Raw genomic sequence first — 18,990 nt, 5'->3', positions numbered from 1 at the left:
AAAATAGGTTCCTGGTTTACGAACGATTGAGTAATAAAGTCGGCCGCTGTGAGAACAGCAGACATAATACAATCGCACTCACGATAAACGCTGGCAGCATATATCCACCATTATAAACTAAAGAGTACAACCAAACTGGCTGACCTTCTGGGGCAAACTCTCCATAAAAGACAATTCCTGCTACAAAGTGGCCCATGAAGCGGAACAAACTGCCGATAAAAGCGCCTAATATAATCCAGACTGCCAATTTCTTAATCTTTCTCGAGCGAGCTGCCTCCCATACCGGCTTGGCAAATAGTCCAGCAAGACCAATCACACCAAACGCTACAAAATAATCAAGAAACGTTTGCAGCGGAGTCAAAATATAAGCCCCTAATAAAATTTGATAAAACCCGAGCAGCAGTCCTGTCAATACGCCGCCGCCAAGCCCCCATCTGAACGCCATGATAAACACGGGAACCATCGCAAACGAAACCGAACCTCCCTGGGCCCAAAGTTTAAATGAAAGAAATGGAATAATATCAAGTAAGATGGCCAATGCCGAAAAAATCGCTACCTCGACTAGAAATAACACACGTTTACTTCGCATTACTTTACCTCCTTTTTTTCCACACAAAAAAGCGATGCCACAGGGAAGCTTCCTGATGGAGGAGTCCCATTGCATCGCCATCAAAAAAGCCACCATCCCTACGTCAGTATTAACTGACAGGTTCGAAGGGTCTGAACAAGTCTGTTCACTCTCAGCATAAAGCTCCCCTTGAAGGCTTATATTCATTCGCTCTTTTGCTATGAATCTATTATAAAGCAATCTCTAGATTGTATCAATCACTATGACAATCCAGACAAACTGCTCCTCTATTTGACAAAAAGATAACAAAGGAATAAAATTTAAATCGTAACAATTACTATTTAAAGAAAGGGGAAAGATCAGTGGCTAAACAAGCTTTGGTTCAAAAAGAACGCAAACGTCAAGCGACGTATGAAAAATATAAAGATATACGAAAGCAACTTAAAGCAGAAGGCAATTATGAAGCATTACGCAAACTACCAAGGGATTCATCCCCTACCCGCCTTCATAATCGTTGTGTTGCTACAGGGAGACCACATGGGTATATGAGACAGTTTGGACTATCCAGAATTAAGTTTCGTGAACTTGCCCATAAAGGCCAGCTTCCTGGTGTAAAAAAGGCCAGTTGGTAAAAAACTCAGAAGGCTGTTTCAGCTTCTGAGTTTTTCAGCTGCATCCTTCTAAGTGAAACTTCTGACCGAAAGTTGTATAACAATATCAGTTCATTCTTCCTAGAATTTCATAGTCTTTCGTTTTTATAGATTGTTATATCGTTATCCTCACCAAACTCAATTAAACGGTCATACGCTTCGCGGGGTTCGAGGACAGCTAATGCAAGCCACCGCTTTGTTCCTTTAAATGCCTACTTCGACATATATATTCATGCTGCTCCTTTATTCCATTATTACGCCCGTTCATATTAACTTTCCTTTCCTTAGTCCAATGCGGTGCGAAACTCTTCAGCATTAATATAATTAATGCTTGTGACTTTACCTTCTTCATTAGTCTGTGCGTGACCCTTAACCTTCTTCGTTTTACTTTGATTACTTTTACTATTCGTATAGGACACTTTCACAGTGAACTCGTAATAATTTTCTTTTTCTTCAATCTTTATATCATCAACTTTCAACTCATAATTAGGATGTGCCATGGTTAAGAACCTCAATGGCCCAGCAAGGTTTACAAAACTCTCAAAAAAATTTTCGCTTAAATAGGGTTTAAAAGTTTTTCGATACTCAGAAACACTCTTGGCGAACTTTTCATAATCTTCGTTAGAGTAGTCCAACATCCTTTCCTGTTCCGTGTTGGGTCCAGTAAATAACTTTTCTCCATTACCTTTTTCGTCATTCAACGATATGGCCCACTACATTAATAAAAGCGCAATCCTTTGCTTCAGAATTGCGCCCGATAACGGAACTTTCCGTGTTACAACGATGGCCTTTCATCTAAACCCCAAACCAAAAATATATAGACCCAAAAAGACACACCTGAGGTAAATAGAAATATTACTCGCACAATAAAAGAAGAGATACCAAAATACTCTGTTATACCCCCACAAACTCCTTATAACGCTTTATCTGTTGAAGATTTAGTTAATTTTTGTCTCATAATAAACTTATTTTACAAACTGACCCGATTCAAAGAGCGCGATCTGGTTCGATTAGGAAGTCCGTTTGCGAAAGATCGGAAGTTTAGTTCACTGTCGTTTCCCAGAAACTTTTCGTAATTTATTCTAGTTGTTAGATTGTCAACTCAAAAACCAGCCCTTGTTTTGCGACCTTGCTTCAATCCATATACTGGTTGAGCACTGATCGAATGGAATCATTAACAGCCTGAACGTCAATGGGTCCTGCTTTTTGATTTGAGAGATCGTATTTCCGTTTTAATTGAATAATTTTGTAGACACTGTTATTGATCTTTTCTTTTGGAATGTCTCCGTTTTGAGTTGCTGTTTTGAGCGCCTGTATGACTTTGGTGACTTTGTTGTATTGATGGGCAACCAGAATAATATTACTCCCGGCATTGACCGATTTGACAGAAGCTTTACCGACCCCGTAGTTTTTGCTGATGGCACCCATGGTCATATCATCCGTGATAACGACACCTTCAAAATTTAATTCGTTCCTCAAGATTCCGGTAATGATTTTTTTGGACATGGATGCCGGGTAATCCGTGTCAAGCTTGGGGAATAAAATATGCGCGATCATAACGGCATCAGCTCCCTTTTGAATAGCTTTGCTAAAAGGAACCAACTCAAAGTTGCGTAAATGTTCCAAACCATCGCTCAACTTCGGCAAGCCGACATGGGAATCAACGGATGTGTCGCCATGTCCGGGAAAGTGTTTAACAACCGGAATGACATTATGGGTTTGAATACCTTTCATCGTTTGAATCCCAAGCCTACTGACGATTCCCGGTTTGGCACTAAATGACCGGTCTCCAATGACGGGATTGTCTGGATTGCTGTTGATATCCAATACCGGCGCAAAGTCCATGTTAAAGCCGAAAGCTTGTAATTCTTTTCCAAGCAGTTGCCCCACTTTGTAGGAGAATTGTGGGTTGCCCACATTCCCAATGGCCCGATTCGTCGGAAAATCTACAAATTCATCAGGCATACGATCGACGCTTCCGCCTTCCTGGTCAACACTCAAAAACAGAGGCAGGCGATTATCGGCATTCTCAGTTTTCATATCGTTTAAAAGGGTTCGCGTTTGTTCTGTGGTTTGAATATTTTGCTGATACAAAATAAAACCGCCGATTTTCTGATGATTGATCAATTTTTTTGTGTGCCCGCTAAGTGAAGTTCCATCAATGCCAGCAATGACCATTTGCCCGATTTTCTCGTCTAACGTCATACTTCGGACCCTTTTTCTAATGGGATCCGGTTTAAAAACAGAAATATGATCAACATGAGGATTGGAATGGCTTTTTGTCGGTTTCGGCACAATGAATTTCAGTTGATAGGTTTTATTAACGTTATATACTAGAATTTTTTGATTATGTTGTGCATCTTTAAAATAATGAATGGTATCCGGTTCACCCAGGTTTTGCTTAATCAATGAAAAGGTTAACTTGTGAACCAGGGCGTCATCGAATCGCACGTCAAAAATGGGTTCATCCTCACGATACCCAAATGTCATATTTTTTTTCGGGTAAGCGGCATATATTCCCCGCTCTATTTCATTAACATGACCAGGTTTCCCCCATGATTGAATCACCTCCGATATTTTAGTTTGTCCGGCCACGAAGTTACTGCCTGCGATCTTCCCTTTTTTAGCGGCAGCAACCGTTTTTGTTAGCATTTCCTTTGCGCTCATAGTGTTGTTTTGCGCTTCATTGGTTGCTTGATCGTTTTGTTCGTTTGCGTCCTCCTCATTTGATTGGGGGTGGGGTGAGGGTTCGTCATCTTGAAAAAACGAACATCCCGTTAATGGGGCAATCAACAAAAGAATGGCAAACAAATATACTTTTCTCATGCTAAAAATCATCCTTGCTTTGTAACATCATTCAAAATATGCGCTATACAATTAATAATGTATTCACTAGGATACAACACTTCTCGTCGGACGATATCCTGAGAAACTAAAAGAGTTCCTTCTCCAAAATGCTCCAAAAGGATTTTGTAGACTTTTCGCAATCATCGTTTCTCCGCTACCAGAATTTCCTCGTAAGATAATTAGATTCTATGTTATTCACTCCATTCTTTGTATTCCAATACTTCATAAGGATAACTCTTTGTATAACAATCGCGCTCTTTTAGTTGAACATAGATTGTATTTTTTCAGCAACTTCTTTAGGTTTAACACTATGAATGAAAGGTCCTCTATATCCACCCACACAGGCATGTAAACCCCCTTATTTTCATTCCCTTTCTATAGGAATGCTATTGTACCATGCCATTCCTTTTAAAATAGAAAGTTAGTCGTAACAATCACCACAGAAGTTTAAATTCAATATTTCAGAAAAGCCCCCTTTTCAAAATGAAAGAGCGCAAGTCTTATTCCAGATTTGCGTCCCTAGTATATTATTATTAACCAGATTTTCCAGGTTACTAATAGATTACTTCATTATCAGCTACATGGAAAAATATCAATTCATACCCTCTCTTAATTTGACCATGTTATACCAACTTACTCCACCGTGTTTTGATTCAGACATGCCATGGTTATCAAACCTCAATTTTTCATAAAAAGATACTAATTCCTGTTTACAGGTTAAAGTAATTCCTTCTCTTTCATTTTCCTTTACAAGCTCTTCCATTCTCTCCATTAAATTCTTTGCAACCCTTTGACTTCTTGCTTGTTTGGCCACTGCTAATCCTAAAACACTCTGATATCCTCCTTTTTTCGGATTCTCTTTGATTTCCGTAAAAAGATTATCGGTTATGTAAGGTTGATTAATAACAGGTCCATTAATATATCCAAGAATCTCCCCATCCCTTTCTGCCACAATAAAGGTATCAGCTATCAACTGAATCCTCTCCAAAAATGTTTCTTTTGTTGCAGCTTCATCTAACGAAAAGCCCTCATTCTCAATAAGTAATAACTGTTCTAAATCTGCATCTTGAACATTCCTTAAAGAAATCATCTCGTTCAAACCCCATTCCTAGCTGGATTTAACAATAAAAAGAGATTTTCCCTAAACAGAAATCATAGCTTTCTTCCCCCAAGGCTTCAACAAAAGTTTTTTTGGTATTTAAGAAGCGGCTAAACTCCTTCCCCTTCTGAGAGTTAGCCCCTGTAATTACTTATAAAGCGCAAATAACATAATAACTGAAGACTTTTATGAATAAATCACAGCCTTAACTCTTATACAAACTACCTGCAACTGTTACTTGTAAATTATCAATAATTTTTTCTTCATATTTATATTTGGATTTAGCATTAACATTCCATCAATCTCCAGTTTTTTAAATTGGACCTTGAAATGTCAAGTATTTCTGCCAATAGTTTATCAATTCTAAGATCAAAATCATATTTAGAGTAAAACCTAATCCTTTGCTCCAGAATTGCGCCCCTTTAGCAGAAGACTTGATTTCAAGATAATCCACCTTATAATATCATTAATCTTCTATTATCTGGAATTCGCGAACAAGTGTACAGCTTACGTTAGCTGCTATTACTTAAGAAGACTTTTTCATTTCTCCAAGCTTGTAATTTAGTTGATTAAAGTCTTGGACAACATCAGGCATTGATAATTGCTTAGCTAATGCAATTCCTTTTTGTATAGATTTAGTGGCTTTTTCATATAATTTTGCTTTAATTTGAGCATCTGCAAGTGTGTACCAGTAAAACCACGTATCTCTTTTAGAAATTTTATCGTAATAAAATTTTTCTATAACAGGATAGTATTTAAAATAAAGTTCTTCATCAAAAACCAATTTTTGTCCATTCCATTCTAGAACGTCCACAAAATAGGTGTCGGCGACGTACCTCTGCCAAACAGCAATTCCAACATTTTTATCGTTTAATAGCTCAATCCTATGATATAAAACATCTGCGATTTCTTTTAAAGAACTATTACTCCTCCTAAATATCTCAAGTTTATTTCCTGCTGAAGCACCGATTGTCACACCGAATAGATATTCTTTCCTACCATCACTAGTGATATCAGCAACACCTGAATAATGTAGGCCTACTCCCTGTGCTTTTGTTTCCCATATTTTTTTCCATCCTTCATTTCCTTTCTTTAATACTATTGCTCCGAACTGTGAGGGAGAGGGTTGTTCTTTTGCTTTTATTTCAAAAGTAATAATTATTTCTTCCTGTCCATCTTCGTTAAGGTCATATAGTTCAAATGGCTTCGTTGATACAGGTTCTTTAGGGCTTATCAGGAGTGAGCTTGAAGGTACAAACTCTTTAATAATCTTCATTAGATCTTCATTCCGTTTTTCTTCAGCGTGAGTGAAAACTGGAGGGAGGTTTAAAATGACGATTACCAGTAAAGTAAATAACATTATTTTGTTCATCAATAATCCCCTTTTAGGTTGGTATTGAAGGTTATTGTTCCCCAATTTTACCTTGTATATTAGAGACCACTGTTTAATTAAATAACCCTTAAATGCAAAAGGGACGCAAATCTATATTCCGGAAATGCACCCTCTTTAATAGAATAACTTTAATTCTAATGAAAAGTTCGGTACCATCTTGATCATTAGGAAAAACAAGACTAAAAAAGCACTTCAAATGAGAAGTATATTGTCATCAAAAGGAATTTAATCATATACTGTGACAGTTGAATTCCCACCAGTCCATTTCTTAATATAAAATTCGGCTTGATCATTGGCACCATCGACTTCTTCGTCAATGTCATAGGTTCTGTAGACTATACAGTTGTTACCTGATCCAAAAGTTCCATCTTTAAAAGTAGGATCATAGCCGGAGTCAAGGGCAGAATTGGGTACCCAGTCGTCTGTACTATAAGGGTCTTCTTCATATAATCGATAGGTGCCATCTTTACTATTAGAAGATAAACAAAATTTAAAACTGCCTCCACCTGATTTAAAGATCTTACTTTCCTCGGTAAATACATCGCGCCCTTGATAATCCCATCCATTGGCAAAAGATGTGGCAGGAATTATCAATGAAACAGCCAACATAGCAAAAATTACACCTAATTTCTTCATTTTTTCAACTCCCTATATAAAAATAACACCTTTCAGCTTATGACGATTTAATAACATTTATTTCAAATTTCCGCATATTCCGTTATCTCTTCCGTTTATTGTTTTATATAGGAACCATAACATTTCCGACAGCAGGAGAAAATTTACTTTTATAGTTTCTTCACCTACATATGACAAGTTCCCCCAACATACCTTTATAAGGTGCGAAAGAGAGGTGAATTAAATAGTGAAAAGATTTATGTCTATGTTAGTCATAATCGCAGTTGTTTCTATTACTTTATTTGGCTATTCTTCTTCAGCATCAGCCGATGCTAAAAAAACCTTCTGGTTCACCACTGGGGATGGACAATGGGATGGATATATGAAAGTTCCTAGTGGTGGTAACGTTGGTGTCAACATTACTGATTGGGGATCTCAGGATGCGTTAAAGGTTCGGCTATGTAGTGCGGCAACAGGAAATTGTACAGCATATAAACCAATCTTTAACGAACCATATGGAAACAGCACCCATTTTACTAATATGGCTTTTGGCCTATATTATGGAGATGTAGCAAAACTTTATGGTGTTAACAGGCAAGTTACGGGGAGGATAATCCTTTGGCGTTATTAAAATTAACTTTTGAATCTGTTAATAACACGTTTTGATAAATCAAAACGTGTTATTTTTATTTATTGCTCCCCTCGATGTTATGATTGAACTAATAGAACCTCATACCATAAACAATTATGAAAAAACGCTCGTGCAACGAAAGGAAATTATGCATAACACTGAAACAGTTGAGCCGTTATTAAGAGACGAAGCGAATGTTGAGATTGATACAAGAAAACCTCTTAAACAGGTCGTAAATGAACTTGAACAGATTGCTAATATTAATAATTAGACTCATTCCTTATTCAATTTTTGGATTGTAATTATCAACAATTTCCTCTGTACCGTCTTTTTTCACAAATCTCACTTCAACTTCTTCAATGTCTCGTTGTTTAGGAGTGACTATGTACCAATACCTTTTTCCATCGTTTATATTGATAAATTTAGCTGTATTGTTGTCTATATACACTTCTGAAATACCATTATCACAAATTAATCCGGAAAAAATATATCCATTTATTGATGTCCAATTAATCTGGGCACCACATTTTAAGCCGTGCCCTTCCTGATTTATCCACTTATTGTCCATTCTTTTAAAGTAGGAAAGCCAGATTTTATCTTCCTTCTTGTAAATGGCAATTGCATCATCTTTATCCACCACATCCAACTTGTGATGTATTAGATTGTATGAGCTCCCTTGATTATCCATTGTTTCGTTAAAGTGTTTTTCAAAGGATGGTTCTCTTGTACATCCTGCTAGTAATACTAGGGCAAAAAAAGTGGTACAAAATGCTGCTCTTTTCATATGTATCTCCTGTTCTTTGATTAATTAAAGAATTTATCATAATTTCGATTATTTCAAATTTTCACCATCTTCACAAGAAGTTACTTCGCAATCTGTCCTTATTCTGAAGGACGCGTTATTCAATAAACGCGCCCCTTTCGTATTATAAGGTCAGCCAGTCATTTACTGGTTGACCTATTTTTAATAGGTTTTATTCTTGAGGTAGCCGGGGTAGGACGTTCGCGCCCGTGGGACTCTTGATCCCGTCCGCAATACTGTCCACCCCCTACTTGTAGAAACATGTTTGAGGCTGGTTGGGACAACGATCCCGTATTATGGAATTCAAGATAATCTCTCTTTATTAGAATCTCTCTATTGGCAGTTATTGCGTAAAAACTAAAATTCAAAGTATCCAATTACAAAAAAAGGACCAGTATGGGGTCCTTTTTAATTAATTACTGGTTTATATATTTAATAACAGCCATTTCTTTACCAAACCTATCTCCATTATCTAAGAACCCTAAGCTGGAATAAAGCTGGTGGGCACCTTTATTCATAGGATGATAACCTACAACAATTTTCGTTGCATTCGGCAATTTTTCCATTTCTAGAATCATTAAATTAGTTGCCGCTTTGCCTATACCCTTACCTTGGAATTCTTTGTCAACCATTATTCTATAAACCCAATAACCATCAAGTTCTTCTTGAACCGAGTTGTACATTAAAAAGCCTACTACTCTCTCTTCAAAATATATAGCATAAGGTTTTAATGTAGTCTCAAACTTTGATTGAGCTATTGATATTGCATTTGATTCTATGAATTCTGCTTGTTCTGCTGATACCTCTAATTCACAGCACTCATACCAGTTCTCTTCATTTAGTTCGACAAGCTTCACGTTTTCTGTATTCACAAATGTTTCCCCTTTCAGAATTTGGGAAAACGCTAAACAACTTTGTTAATGCGGCGTAATCCCCATAAATTTATTCACGATTTTTGCCATCTTGTTTAACATAATGAACGCCTCCTATAACAATTATTGTCTAGAAATAATATGATGAATTTTCAGACTTTCCAATTATAGCATACTTCCTGCTCATCCATAATTCCATATTCTTAAATATAAGCGCCCAATCGTATTGCGGCATAATCAATTCATACAAACCTTTGATTTTTTTTATATCCTAACTTTTATTTTCCGTAGGCGATCCCCCAGGAGGATGATAAAAAGGAGGGACTTTAAGCCAGCCTTTTGTTTGCATTAATTCCTTCATTTTCAGTCCAAGGGATAATTTATCAGTTTGAAATTTTAGAAACATCATTGCAACATCCGTCCGAAGAGATTGGCTTGCTGAAGCTGCATACATATCGGCAGCTGCCACAAAGTTAATATTAATCGTGTTAGCCAGTTCATTATCCGTAAATTTTGTTCCTAACGGTACAGCGCTCGGATCAGATTTCGGCTTAGCTTCAGGAGTATCTGATAAAGGAACTCCTTCCTGTCGCATAAATTCATTTAATTCGTTTTGATGAGATTTCATCACTTTATAGCTATCTTGAAAAAACTTCCTCAATTTAGAATCGTTTGTTGTGTTAAGACCTACTTCCACGTTAATAAGGGCACTCGACACAAAACTATAATATGTCCAACAAGCCATCGCTTCACCGATATGTAATGGATTTTTATGGTTATCAGTTAAGGACTCTATAATATCCGCTGCGTTTTTAAACATCATTTTTACACTGGGCATAATGATCCTCCAATTTTCTTTTGGATTTAGGGTTAGTTTTAACCTCTCCCAGAAAAATATGCCTTTTAAATAAGTATCAAAAGCCTTTTTTATTACTTCACAATCTGGCCCTTATATGTAAGATTGGCGCTTACTTTTATTCAAGATAAGCGCCCCGTTTCTTGAAGAAGGTTTTTTATGGTTCACTAATTCCTACTGCAAGCAACAGTAAATAGGCGAACACTATCAATGCTCCGTTCAATAGAATTCCTGCAATAATAAACCACAGTTTTTTAGATAAGAGAGCAAAGATAACCCCAAGTACAGAAAGAACTGTAAACACGCTTATACCCAAAGTTAAATTAGCATTGGTTCCTCTGATTATAAAGAAAAATATGACACTTATTGCTACGGTCAAAAGTGACAAAATCCCTAATGTATTCTTGTTCAAAACTGTACCCCCCTTTTTAAATCAATACCCTTGTTAAACAAACCTGTCCCTGATCAGCATCAGAGGCACATACCCTTTATTCTTGATTGAATAGTGTTTTTATTTTTCTGTTTTAATTATTAGCCTTAATTCTCTTGTTGCCTCAGGACCAACTTTGAAAATATCTTCTTCGTGACCAACATACATAAACAGACTTTCCTCTCCTTCATTTCCGAGAATCAAATGTAATCCATTGGTTTCACCATTATCATACTCAACTAATATGTCGTAGTCAGGTTTATTATTGTTCATACCCGAACTTTTTCCCTTAGCTACTTTAAGAATTTCTTCAAATCTTGATGATATTTCCTTTTTATCATAAGAAGTAAAGAATTTTTCATTTAATCCTCCATAACCTTCGGATTTTGAAATTGATATTTTAGATACGTTATCTAATAATGTCATTTCCTCTTTTGCAGATTGAAAACCAATTAAAGTAACAGCGCATAACAGAACCAATAACCATACAAACACCCTTTTCAAATAACCCCCCTTTTTTATAATTCCTATTGTGGAATACAAAATTAAGGCATAGAACTTGTGACAATATATATACCGACAGTAACTATAGTAAGAAAAACCATAAAGTAACTTGATGACATTAGTAGTTGCTTTATTAACAGTTGCTCTTTTATCTGTTTTTGGACAATAAACCCAACGGCAACAGAGGTGCTCCAAAATACTACTCCAAACAACGAAAATAAGTATCCAGAGTTCATTATCCAAAGTACTAAGATTACTGTATGAAAAAATAGTAGAAGCCACGCAGAAACCCTCAAACTCTTCTCTCCTCAGTTCTATTAAAAATTATTAAATCAATTCTTCAAGAAAACTGCCCCATTTATTTATACCAATTATTTCAAATCCAGGCAATTTACTCAATCCTTTATTCCAATTAAAATAACGCCTATCTTATTACAGATAAGCGCCCGTTTGGTGAATAAAACAATTGACTTCTGAATTAACAAAGTCTACAACATTGTTCAAAGTGTATGTATCAGTTAATCGTTAGGATTAATGATGGCTAGAACCTGATGATCTTCCCACTTTCCATTTATCTTGGTGTTTTTTCTAGCAATGCCCTCTTGATGAAATCCTGATTTCTCTAAAACCCGTATCGAGCCAATATTGTGTAGCTGTACCCCAGCTTCTATACGATGTAGTTTCAACTCATCAAAGGCATATTTTACGATCAGCCTTGTAGCCTCCGTCATCAATCCTTTACCATTATATTCTTTGTCTAAGAAGTAGCCGATAACGGCACTTTGGGATGACCCTCGAAGAATATGAAAAAGATTGATTGTTCCTACTAACCTGTTCTCACCATTTTCAAAAATCCCAAAATAATAGTCCTTATCTTGTCTCATATTTTCTTCAGCCTTTTTGATCCTTTCTAGTTGTCCTTCGATTGTATAGAAGTTACGAGTACGAGTCATTGCAAATTGCTCGAAGAAATCGCGGTTTTCTTTTTGTAATTTCAGCATTGCTTGAGCATCACTAGTTTTAAATGTCCGTAAATGTATATTTTTATCTTTAATCATTAGGTTCTCCTTCCCGATTCATATAATAAGCCAATTGAGTATTAAACAGTATTATTGTATATGAAGCCATTTTATTTGTCAGTGTAATAAGCTTGTTACTAATGTTCTCCTGAGGAATAGCATTCAAATGTGCAATGTTGACAATCCTTATTCCACAATTAAACAGGACGCGCTCCTTTATTCAAGAAGCGCGCCCGTTTCCAGAAGACTTGATATCAAGATAAAATTAATAAAATTTGACAAAAGAGAAGGCTACTTTCTTGTTATGTAGTTGATCCATTCCGTTACGTGATTACATACATTCGGTTCATTCAACACCATTTGAATAAGGTGATAGCCTTCAGGATCATTCTGTTTGAGCCAACGAAATGACTTCTTCGGACCTAAATACCACTGATCCTTAAGTTCAAAATATATCTCTAAGCTATCTTTTAACATCCAGTGGAAACGGTAATTTCCCTCAAGGTCTCCTTTTCTAGACCTCTTTTCCATCTTCTGCAGCCAGGTTCTTAGAAACACCTTCTCATCGGAAGAGAGTTTCTTAGGTCCTTCCTCAAATAAACGTTGAACTTTTTCCATAAACGAACCAGCCTTATCTTGTTCATCAAGCAAAATTTCTGCTTGATGTAGTTTCAAAAATTGCTCGTAATTTTTCATATCATTGGTCGGATGAATCCAAACGTCTAACTGCTTTCCGTTAAAAAGATCAACTTCGTTATACTGTTCAGTTGAATTGGTAAACCCGATCAGATCAATGTCACTCTCATTTGTGTAGTCTCCTGTTACATAGGAACCGTATAAGAGTATCGTATGGCAGTCATATTTATCTTTGATATATATCGTGATGTCCAAAAGTAACTTTTCTATATCCTTCATAATATTCTTTTTAGCCCCCTTTAGATCAATTGCCATTTGTATATCTTTTTTGTTCTTTTGGAAACCGATAGATCATACTCCACATAAAGTAGAGGTAGGTTGAAATTAATCAATGGGCTCTTCTATCTCTCTAACTATCATCCATTTCCCATCAAGAAACTGCCAATCTTCAATAGTAAATAACCTCGATAATAATTCCGCACCTTTATAAATCAACTGTTCGTAAAATACTACCGTGTGATTATTATTCTTTAGGCGAATTATTCTATTTTCAAACCTCTTATTAGCACCTAACATCTGTTTAACTGATTGTCTCATTCCTGTTACTGCATCTTTTCGGTTAAAAATAATAGGTTGTTCATTCGTTCCTTTAAAAAAAGCAACATAGTAATCATTAGTCATTCTTTCTAAGGAAGAAGTGTCACCTGAAATCATTGCTTCGTTCCAATCATTGATAAATTCATCGTGCATTCTGGTAAATTCACTTAATTTATAATCCAACTCACCCAGTTATTACACATCCTTTGAAATAGTTGGTGTTCAGTAATGCTATCTGTTTAATACCAATTATTTCAAAATCCAAATACTAACTCAATCCTTTATTTCATAAAAACGGCACTTACCTTACTCCAGATAAGCGCCCCTTATGCAGAAGACTCAATTTCAAGATAACGCATGGATTGTCTAGCCTTGTGTTGACAATCCACCTCTTAAAAAAAGGTTGTTTCTATCGTTTAGTTGGATTTTAATTTAGCAATAAAGCTATCGGAAAATTTCATTCCATTTTCATATATCGCTACTTCGCTATCATTTTCTAGGGTGTCATAAACTAATTGTATATCTTCCGGCCCTAACTTAACATTTGTGCCTAGACGTAACGTGTCAATGATTCCCATAAATGTGGGTTCACCCTGTGTAAATTTCCGCAATAAATCCGGATTTTGCTTCATATATTCGCTGGTTTCCGCTGGTAACTGTTCAAACGCGCCCCTGGTATGGCCGTCTGTTTCTTCTAGTAATTTATTCACGATTTCTAGCTGCTTTTCCTGCGATTCTGCTTGTTCTACATCCAATTCATTGCCGCAACCGCTTAATAATAGGCCAACTGCCAGCAACATTATAAAACCTTTCACTATTTCAACTCCCATCCATTATTTTCTCTTAAAATACCTAAATAGGGCACAAAAACGCTCGGCAACCCAAGAAAAGCGCGCCTTATATTGAACAAGGACAGAACTTCTATTAGATGGTATTGGAAGATCAATTTTTTACCATTTTAATTATTTAAGATTTCTGTACGTTTGTTTGCTATTCTTCTATACCTATAAGCTCGAAGGTACGCACAACATTCAAATAATTGTCTAATAATTCCTTATACTCTGGAGCCTCAAAGGTAATATCAAAAGTGACCTCGTAAACATGACCGTCTACTTCTCTTAAAAACCAGTATTTTTCATAACCATCGAATTCGACACGCACGGCAGTAGAGAATATACCGGTATCAAAATCTTCCTCTTCATGTAAGTATGTGATCGACTGGGCATGATCACTTTGAGCAGTAACAAAATCAAAACGGCCCTTAGTACGCAGTTCTTCTTCTCGATTTCTCGCATTCTCCAGTTTTTCTACCCGAACGATTAATTCTGAATGGTTTAAGCTGAAATTTCCTTTTTCGATGCTTTCCTTATAACGCGTGTCAAATGTATAACGATATGCATGATACGTTGGATATGAATACCTAAACGTCGCAGCTTCAGGTACCTCAAAGGAATAGCCTACTTCAGGATAATCACCTTTAAGATTCTCTGCGGGTTCATAGGACAAACTTGTCGGTTCATCTAATACTGCATTATCTTTAAACTCTTCTTCTTTATATGTAATCGTCCGAATAGAACTTAACATGTTCCCAAGTAGCTCTTCTTTCTTCTTCACCGGGATGGTTAATGTAGCTCTGAGATAGGAACTTTCCACTTCACCGATCAATTCATAGTGAAGCACACCTTGCTCTGTTTCACTTTCAATCATATAGGTGAAAGGCTCAATGTCATAGTCTTCCTTCGTGTAAATTGTCGGATCACCTTTTAACAGCTCTACTGTTCGTTCCTTCACTTCTTCAAGGTACACTTCAGAATTTTCTTTAACCTCTTTTTTAACAGCTTCCATACTCTTTTGAGATTCACTTCCTGTTAAATGCATATACATATATCGGTGATATTTATTGATTGGTTTTATTTCGATCGTCGGGACTTTTTTTTCAAATTTTTCTGGTGATTTCTCTGGTTTAAACGAAAATTCGCTAGCTGAAGGCTTATGCCAAAAAAACATTTTCTCTTCAGAAGAGCCTGTTTCATATCTTGAAACCATCTCAAAAGAATCATCAATCGTTATTTGATAAGAGTTTGGTAGTAACCATTTGCTTTCTTCAGGCCCGTCCTGGTCTTGTTCGAATCCATAAGTTGTTGTACCTGTTGTCTCATCATTCTCACTAGTCTTATCTGTCTCAACTTCTCCCCCTGTCGAGCAAGCACAGAGAAGTATTAGTCCCAAAAAAACAAGTCTTACTTTTTTCATTTCTACACTCCTAATTATGTAAATTATGCCGGTAATTTCATTGTAACATCTAGCCACAACTCAAAAGGAAAGTCTTTAGTTATTTAATCTTTCTACATTCAAAGCAGCAGAAGGAACTAAAATGAGTTACACAATAACTTTTTCCAGAATATGGACCCATACAGTAATAAAAGCGCAATCCTTTGCTCCAGAATTGCGCCCTTTAGTTGAACAAAAATTATCGTTTCACTAAGTCTTTTTCTCTTCTAATTCCAGGCTTTTTCTTTCCACCTCTAACCTTTCTCGTTCTAATTTAATTTCTTGCTCTTTTATCTTGAAATGTTTGTTGGTGGTGTAGATGCCAGTTATTAAGCTAACTACTACAACAATTGCTCTTATATGCGACATTGGAGCTTTTCCTTATTAAGGAAAAGCGTCCGATTGAGGAAAATCCTTAATTAAAATCCACGGTTAACTCAATAAATAATAGCATTCAATCATCCTTCAATCATCCTTTTTGAGAATTCTACGGATTGATCTAAATGTTGGTACACCCATTATCAACGGAAAAGCAATGTTAAACCATAAAGACGGTTCAAAAGTTATAGCATTATAAATAATTATAAGTGCTGCAATCCAAACAAGAATGTTGGCTATCAAATTGTGTTTTTCAGATTTAAGCATTAAAAATAACTCCTTTTGAAGCGTTGTTCAATTAACTGTCCCTATTCATGCATAAAAAGCGCAAATCCTTTATTCCGGAAATGCGCCCTTATCAGGAAGACTCAATATCAAGATAATCCGAATAAAAAATAAAGCGCCTTAAAGCCTATGTATTCTTTATTATTGAATCATGATTTTAGTGTTTTAGGAGTGGATAATAGCCTCTATAATAGATCCTAAGCCCATCAATATAAAGAAGCTAAAAAACATGATTGTATTACCAATTATGAGCCATTTAGTTTTACTAAAAATAGCTAAGAGTACTCCTATAGGAGCGATAATAAATATCTCTAAAAATAAATCACTTGGTACTTGAAACAATAAATTAGGTATCCAGAGAAGGACACAGATTACGAAACAAGTTAAAGAAAGCATTTTTAGTATTTTTTTCATCATAACACCTCAATATTATTACTATCCAACCCACAAATTACTCCACGTTATTCGATAAACGCGCCCTTTAATGGAATAAAATGGTTAAATTTTATTTTTATCAAATTTGACCCAACCATAAAAGATAATTATAGCAATGATAGGAAGAAAAGAAGGTATCCAATGGTACTCTACTGGTAAAGGAAAAAATAGTATTCCTGATAGGATGATTACAGGAAGCACCCATATAAACCACATTCTTACACGTTTATTTTTAAAGCTCAGTTCGAATGCCTCCATTACTCATTCCCCCCTCAGTTTAAATACGAACATATCAATAAGAAGTTTCATAAAAGGCATAAAAGACAAACCCGATTTCTTTCTTGAAGTAACCTGCACCCATAGCTGTAAAACAATAAGATGGACTGAACAAAGGCAGCTAGTTATTCAATTTTTGCGCCCATTTCGTGAAGACTTGATTCCGAGATAATTGAAGCATATTTTCAACTAACGCATCCGATAGTTATACATAAAAATCTACACAATAATTGCATATTATAAAAATAAAGTGACAATAAGTAATTATTTCTTACCTTTTAGTTCTAAAAGTATAGGTGCTATATTTAGTAAGATAGAAACGATTGTCAAAAACCATAATGCCCTTTCCATACCAGGTACTACATCCATTAAAGCTGCCCAATCTTCCACTTCTACCCAATCAGAGACAAGACTGTATTCTGCACAAAGCGTTAATGCTGTAAATGATAACCCCATCGCCATAGCAAGCTTATAATCCTTTCCTGCTGTGTACATATAAAGATTTATAAAAGTTACTACTATAGCAATAACCCCTAATATTACCCACATAACTATATCTCCAATCCCATGTTAATTTGTAATATTTTGAAAAGGTAATGCTGCTGAGAAAAGTGTAATTTCCTGACAATCAACTCAGCATAGTTCCAATTATTTCAAAACCCTCCCACTTACTCAACCTTTAGATAATCCATTAACTCGAAATTAAGTACTCGGAGAAGAAGCATAATTCTATGCAAAAGAAAAGGCGACTATTCTTATTGAATAATCGCGCCCCGTTTATTTAAGACTCAGTTTCAAGATATTTTAAGAAAGAATTGTTTATTCATTGATCAAAACACACCGGAACCGTTCAACGCCTGGACAGGCTAGTATGTGTTGATTAGGGAAACACTGTCACAATCACACCATCCATATTGTTCCCTGAAATCTCGTAATGGTGGTTATCAGGTACATGAATTGTAATGCTTTGAGATACTTGGTAATAAGAAACGCTATATTGTTTTCCATTAACCTTAACAGAAATGCTCTTTTCTTCTTTTAGATAACCTAAATATTCTTCTAAGACAAAATTCTTTTCCTGCATAATAGCGCTATGAGGCAAACCAACATAGCGAATATGCCATGGCTCATATTCAATGCCTGTTACATCTGCTTTGCCTTTTGGATAGCGTAAAATAAAACCGTATTTCCAGGCATTTTTTTCAATCCACTCAGCTTCTGATGCCTTGTACATTGTCGTTTGGGTAGATCCAACATCAAGCGCTAATCCTAAATTGTGTTCGCTATGGCCTGCTGGCAAAGCATAGTCAGGCCCCTTTTCTTTGTAAAGCTCTTTTTGTCTTTCAAAACTCCGAAAACCACTACTGATCAAAAAATTACTAACCCCATCTTTTCTGGCGGCATCAACCATCTTTGAAAACTTTTGTGTCACCATCTTTGACAAGCGAATATTGGTATTATGTAACCCATATCCCTTCGTCAATTCTTTATGGTTAACTAAACTTGTAATATCTGTTATAACACTTTCTTTTCGAACGGGATATTCCCTGTTAACTAATAACAGATTTCCTTCATATATTTGCTTTTCTGCAATTTTAATCTTTTGAGTGTTTCCAGAATACACCTCGAACACTTCATTTTCTTCCTGATCTTGCTGATTTATTTTAATATCATTCATATCTTCAAAGAATGGTGTGATATTATAAACTGCAAAACCGCAGACCAATATTAAACATAAAAAAACCCACTTCTTCAATTTCAGTTTCCCCCTTTTCTTAACTTATCTAAAGGATAGGAAAATCTTTTTAAAAAAAGAGTGGGGTAAA

The 18,990-nt window shown here is 35.9% G+C and carries 22 protein-coding genes, 1 pseudogene and 1 riboswitch; of the genes and pseudogenes, 3 read left to right on the top strand and 20 right to left on the bottom strand.

The annotated features are described in order from the left end of the window. Positions 1–16: 16 nt before the first annotated feature. Entirely contained in the window at positions 17–589 is a 573-nt protein-coding gene (thiT, locus tag B5354_RS14570) for an energy-coupled thiamine transporter ThiT (protein ID WP_079530594.1), read from the bottom strand. 78 nt (positions 590–667) lie between these two features. After that, positions 668–768, bottom strand: a riboswitch (TPP riboswitch). Positions 769–930: 162 nt separating this feature from the next. Between thiT and rpsN the strand changes: the two genes are divergently transcribed. Continuing rightward, the gene (rpsN, locus tag B5354_RS14565) at positions 931–1,200 is read left to right on the top strand and encodes a 30S ribosomal protein S14 (protein WP_079529537.1); all 270 of its coding nucleotides are present in this window, start codon (positions 931–933) and stop codon (positions 1,198–1,200) included. A 302-nt stretch (positions 1,201–1,502) separates the two neighbouring features. Here rpsN and B5354_RS14560 read toward each other — a convergent pair whose 3' ends face one another. The 6 genes and pseudogenes from B5354_RS14560 to B5354_RS14535 form a co-directional block, all read right to left on the bottom strand. Next, on the bottom strand, positions 1,503–1,919 hold the full coding sequence (locus B5354_RS14560) for a hypothetical protein (RefSeq protein ID WP_079529536.1): 417 nt from the start codon (positions 1,917–1,919) through the stop codon (positions 1,503–1,505). Positions 1,920–1,993: 74 nt separating this feature from the next. Then, positions 1,994–2,119: pseudogene (locus B5354_RS14555) on the bottom strand (PspC domain-containing protein); the annotation flags it as partial. A 233-nt stretch (positions 2,120–2,352) separates the two neighbouring features. After that, complete coding sequence (gene nagZ, locus B5354_RS14550; RefSeq protein WP_139377147.1) at positions 2,353–4,044, bottom strand: beta-N-acetylhexosaminidase; 1,692 nt, start codon at positions 4,042–4,044, stop codon at positions 2,353–2,355. 613 nt (positions 4,045–4,657) lie between these two features. Beyond that, on the bottom strand, positions 4,658–5,155 hold the full coding sequence (locus B5354_RS14545; protein ID WP_079529534.1) for a GNAT family N-acetyltransferase: 498 nt from the start codon (positions 5,153–5,155) through the stop codon (positions 4,658–4,660). A 535-nt stretch (positions 5,156–5,690) separates the two neighbouring features. Next, the gene (locus B5354_RS14540) at positions 5,691–6,536 is read right to left on the bottom strand and encodes a hypothetical protein (protein WP_079529533.1); all 846 of its coding nucleotides are present in this window, start codon (positions 6,534–6,536) and stop codon (positions 5,691–5,693) included. Positions 6,537–6,782: 246 nt separating this feature from the next. After that, complete coding sequence (locus tag B5354_RS14535; RefSeq protein ID WP_079529532.1) at positions 6,783–7,193, bottom strand: hypothetical protein; 411 nt, start codon at positions 7,191–7,193, stop codon at positions 6,783–6,785. Positions 7,194–7,419: 226 nt separating this feature from the next. Here B5354_RS14535 and B5354_RS14530 point away from each other — a divergent pair, with 226 nt between their 5' ends. Both B5354_RS14530 and B5354_RS20930 read left to right on the top strand, forming a co-directional pair. Continuing rightward, complete coding sequence (locus tag B5354_RS14530) at positions 7,420–7,803, top strand: hypothetical protein (RefSeq protein ID WP_079529531.1); 384 nt, start codon at positions 7,420–7,422, stop codon at positions 7,801–7,803. A gap of 148 nt (positions 7,804–7,951) precedes the next feature. Then, positions 7,952–8,074: a hypothetical protein gene (locus B5354_RS20930; RefSeq protein WP_281252746.1), complete on the top strand. Its 123-nt coding sequence runs from the start codon at positions 7,952–7,954 to the stop codon at positions 8,072–8,074. A gap of 9 nt (positions 8,075–8,083) precedes the next feature. Here the strand turns inward: B5354_RS20930 and B5354_RS14520 are convergent, their stop codons facing one another. The 13 genes from B5354_RS14520 to vanY form a co-directional block, all read right to left on the bottom strand. Then, positions 8,084–8,587, bottom strand: a complete 504-nt coding sequence (locus B5354_RS14520; protein WP_079529529.1) for a hypothetical protein — start codon at positions 8,585–8,587, stop codon at positions 8,084–8,086. Positions 8,588–9,021: 434 nt separating this feature from the next. Then, the gene (locus B5354_RS14515) at positions 9,022–9,477 is read right to left on the bottom strand and encodes a GNAT family N-acetyltransferase (protein ID WP_079529528.1); all 456 of its coding nucleotides are present in this window, start codon (positions 9,475–9,477) and stop codon (positions 9,022–9,024) included. 271 nt (positions 9,478–9,748) lie between these two features. Continuing rightward, positions 9,749–10,315: a DUF3231 family protein gene (locus tag B5354_RS14510; RefSeq protein ID WP_079529527.1), complete on the bottom strand. Its 567-nt coding sequence runs from the start codon at positions 10,313–10,315 to the stop codon at positions 9,749–9,751. Positions 10,316–10,490: 175 nt separating this feature from the next. Beyond that, positions 10,491–10,745, bottom strand: a complete 255-nt coding sequence (locus tag B5354_RS14505) for a hypothetical protein (protein ID WP_079529526.1) — start codon at positions 10,743–10,745, stop codon at positions 10,491–10,493. Between the two features lie 99 nt (positions 10,746–10,844). Further along, a complete protein-coding gene (locus B5354_RS14500) occupies positions 10,845–11,267 on the bottom strand; it encodes a YhfM domain-containing protein (protein ID WP_079529525.1) in 423 nt (140 codons plus the stop codon). Between the two features lie 518 nt (positions 11,268–11,785). Then, entirely contained in the window at positions 11,786–12,325 is a 540-nt protein-coding gene (locus tag B5354_RS14490; RefSeq protein ID WP_079529523.1) for a GNAT family N-acetyltransferase, read from the bottom strand. A gap of 252 nt (positions 12,326–12,577) precedes the next feature. Then, a complete protein-coding gene (locus B5354_RS14485; RefSeq protein ID WP_176142501.1) occupies positions 12,578–13,201 on the bottom strand; it encodes a nucleotidyltransferase domain-containing protein in 624 nt (207 codons plus the stop codon). 105 nt (positions 13,202–13,306) lie between these two features. Then, complete coding sequence (locus tag B5354_RS14480) at positions 13,307–13,702, bottom strand: hypothetical protein (protein ID WP_245804801.1); 396 nt, start codon at positions 13,700–13,702, stop codon at positions 13,307–13,309. 233 nt (positions 13,703–13,935) lie between these two features. Further along, complete coding sequence (locus B5354_RS14475) at positions 13,936–14,334, bottom strand: hypothetical protein (protein WP_139377146.1); 399 nt, start codon at positions 14,332–14,334, stop codon at positions 13,936–13,938. Positions 14,335–14,509: 175 nt separating this feature from the next. Beyond that, positions 14,510–15,772 carry a hypothetical protein gene (locus tag B5354_RS14470; RefSeq protein ID WP_079529519.1) on the bottom strand — a complete coding sequence of 421 codons (1,263 nt, stop codon included), beginning with the start codon at positions 15,770–15,772 and terminating at the stop codon, positions 14,510–14,512. A 1,179-nt stretch (positions 15,773–16,951) separates the two neighbouring features. Further along, positions 16,952–17,146, bottom strand: a complete 195-nt coding sequence (locus B5354_RS14455) for a hypothetical protein (protein ID WP_079529516.1) — start codon at positions 17,144–17,146, stop codon at positions 16,952–16,954. A gap of 282 nt (positions 17,147–17,428) precedes the next feature. Then, positions 17,429–17,713 carry a hypothetical protein gene (locus B5354_RS14450; RefSeq protein WP_079529515.1) on the bottom strand — a complete coding sequence of 95 codons (285 nt, stop codon included), beginning with the start codon at positions 17,711–17,713 and terminating at the stop codon, positions 17,429–17,431. 331 nt (positions 17,714–18,044) lie between these two features. Continuing rightward, entirely contained in the window at positions 18,045–18,920 is an 876-nt protein-coding gene (vanY, locus tag B5354_RS14445; protein WP_079529514.1) for a VanY-A/VanY-F/VanY-M family D-Ala-D-Ala carboxypeptidase, read from the bottom strand. Positions 18,921–18,990 lie beyond the last annotated feature (70 nt).

The sequence above is a fragment of the Halobacillus hunanensis genome (genome assembly GCF_900166655.1).
Taxonomy (GTDB): domain Bacteria; phylum Bacillota; class Bacilli; order Bacillales; family Halobacillaceae; genus Halobacillus_A; species Halobacillus_A hunanensis.
This window is presented reverse-complemented; position numbering and strand designations above follow the sequence as displayed.

Coding starts and splice junctions, on each gene's coding strand:
- B5354_RS14535 (WP_079529532.1), bottom strand. CDS start 7,193: ATGAAGAAATTAGGTGTAATTTTTGCTATGTTGGCTGTTTCATTGATA.
- thiT (WP_079530594.1), bottom strand. CDS start 589: ATGCGAAGTAAACGTGTGTTATTTCTAGTCGAGGTAGCGATTTTTTCG.
- B5354_RS14490 (WP_079529523.1), bottom strand. CDS start 12,325: ATGATTAAAGATAAAAATATACATTTACGGACATTTAAAACTAGTGAT.
- B5354_RS14520 (WP_079529529.1), bottom strand. CDS start 8,587: ATGAAAAGAGCAGCATTTTGTACCACTTTTTTTGCCCTAGTATTACTA.
- B5354_RS14455 (WP_079529516.1), bottom strand. CDS start 17,146: ATGGAGGCATTCGAACTGAGCTTTAAAAATAAACGTGTAAGAATGTGG.
- B5354_RS20930 (WP_281252746.1), top strand. CDS start 7,952: ATGCATAACACTGAAACAGTTGAGCCGTTATTAAGAGACGAAGCGAAT.
- B5354_RS14485 (WP_176142501.1), bottom strand. CDS start 13,201: ATGAAGGATATAGAAAAGTTACTTTTGGACATCACGATATATATCAAA.
- nagZ (WP_139377147.1), bottom strand. CDS start 4,044: ATGAGAAAAGTATATTTGTTTGCCATTCTTTTGTTGATTGCCCCATTA.
- B5354_RS14545 (WP_079529534.1), bottom strand. CDS start 5,155: ATGATTTCTTTAAGGAATGTTCAAGATGCAGATTTAGAACAGTTATTA.
- B5354_RS14540 (WP_079529533.1), bottom strand. CDS start 6,536: ATGAACAAAATAATGTTATTTACTTTACTGGTAATCGTCATTTTAAAC.
- B5354_RS14470 (WP_079529519.1), bottom strand. CDS start 15,772: ATGAAAAAAGTAAGACTTGTTTTTTTGGGACTAATACTTCTCTGTGCT.
- B5354_RS14510 (WP_079529527.1), bottom strand. CDS start 10,315: ATGCCCAGTGTAAAAATGATGTTTAAAAACGCAGCGGATATTATAGAG.
- B5354_RS14450 (WP_079529515.1), bottom strand. CDS start 17,713: ATGTGGGTAATATTAGGGGTTATTGCTATAGTAGTAACTTTTATAAAT.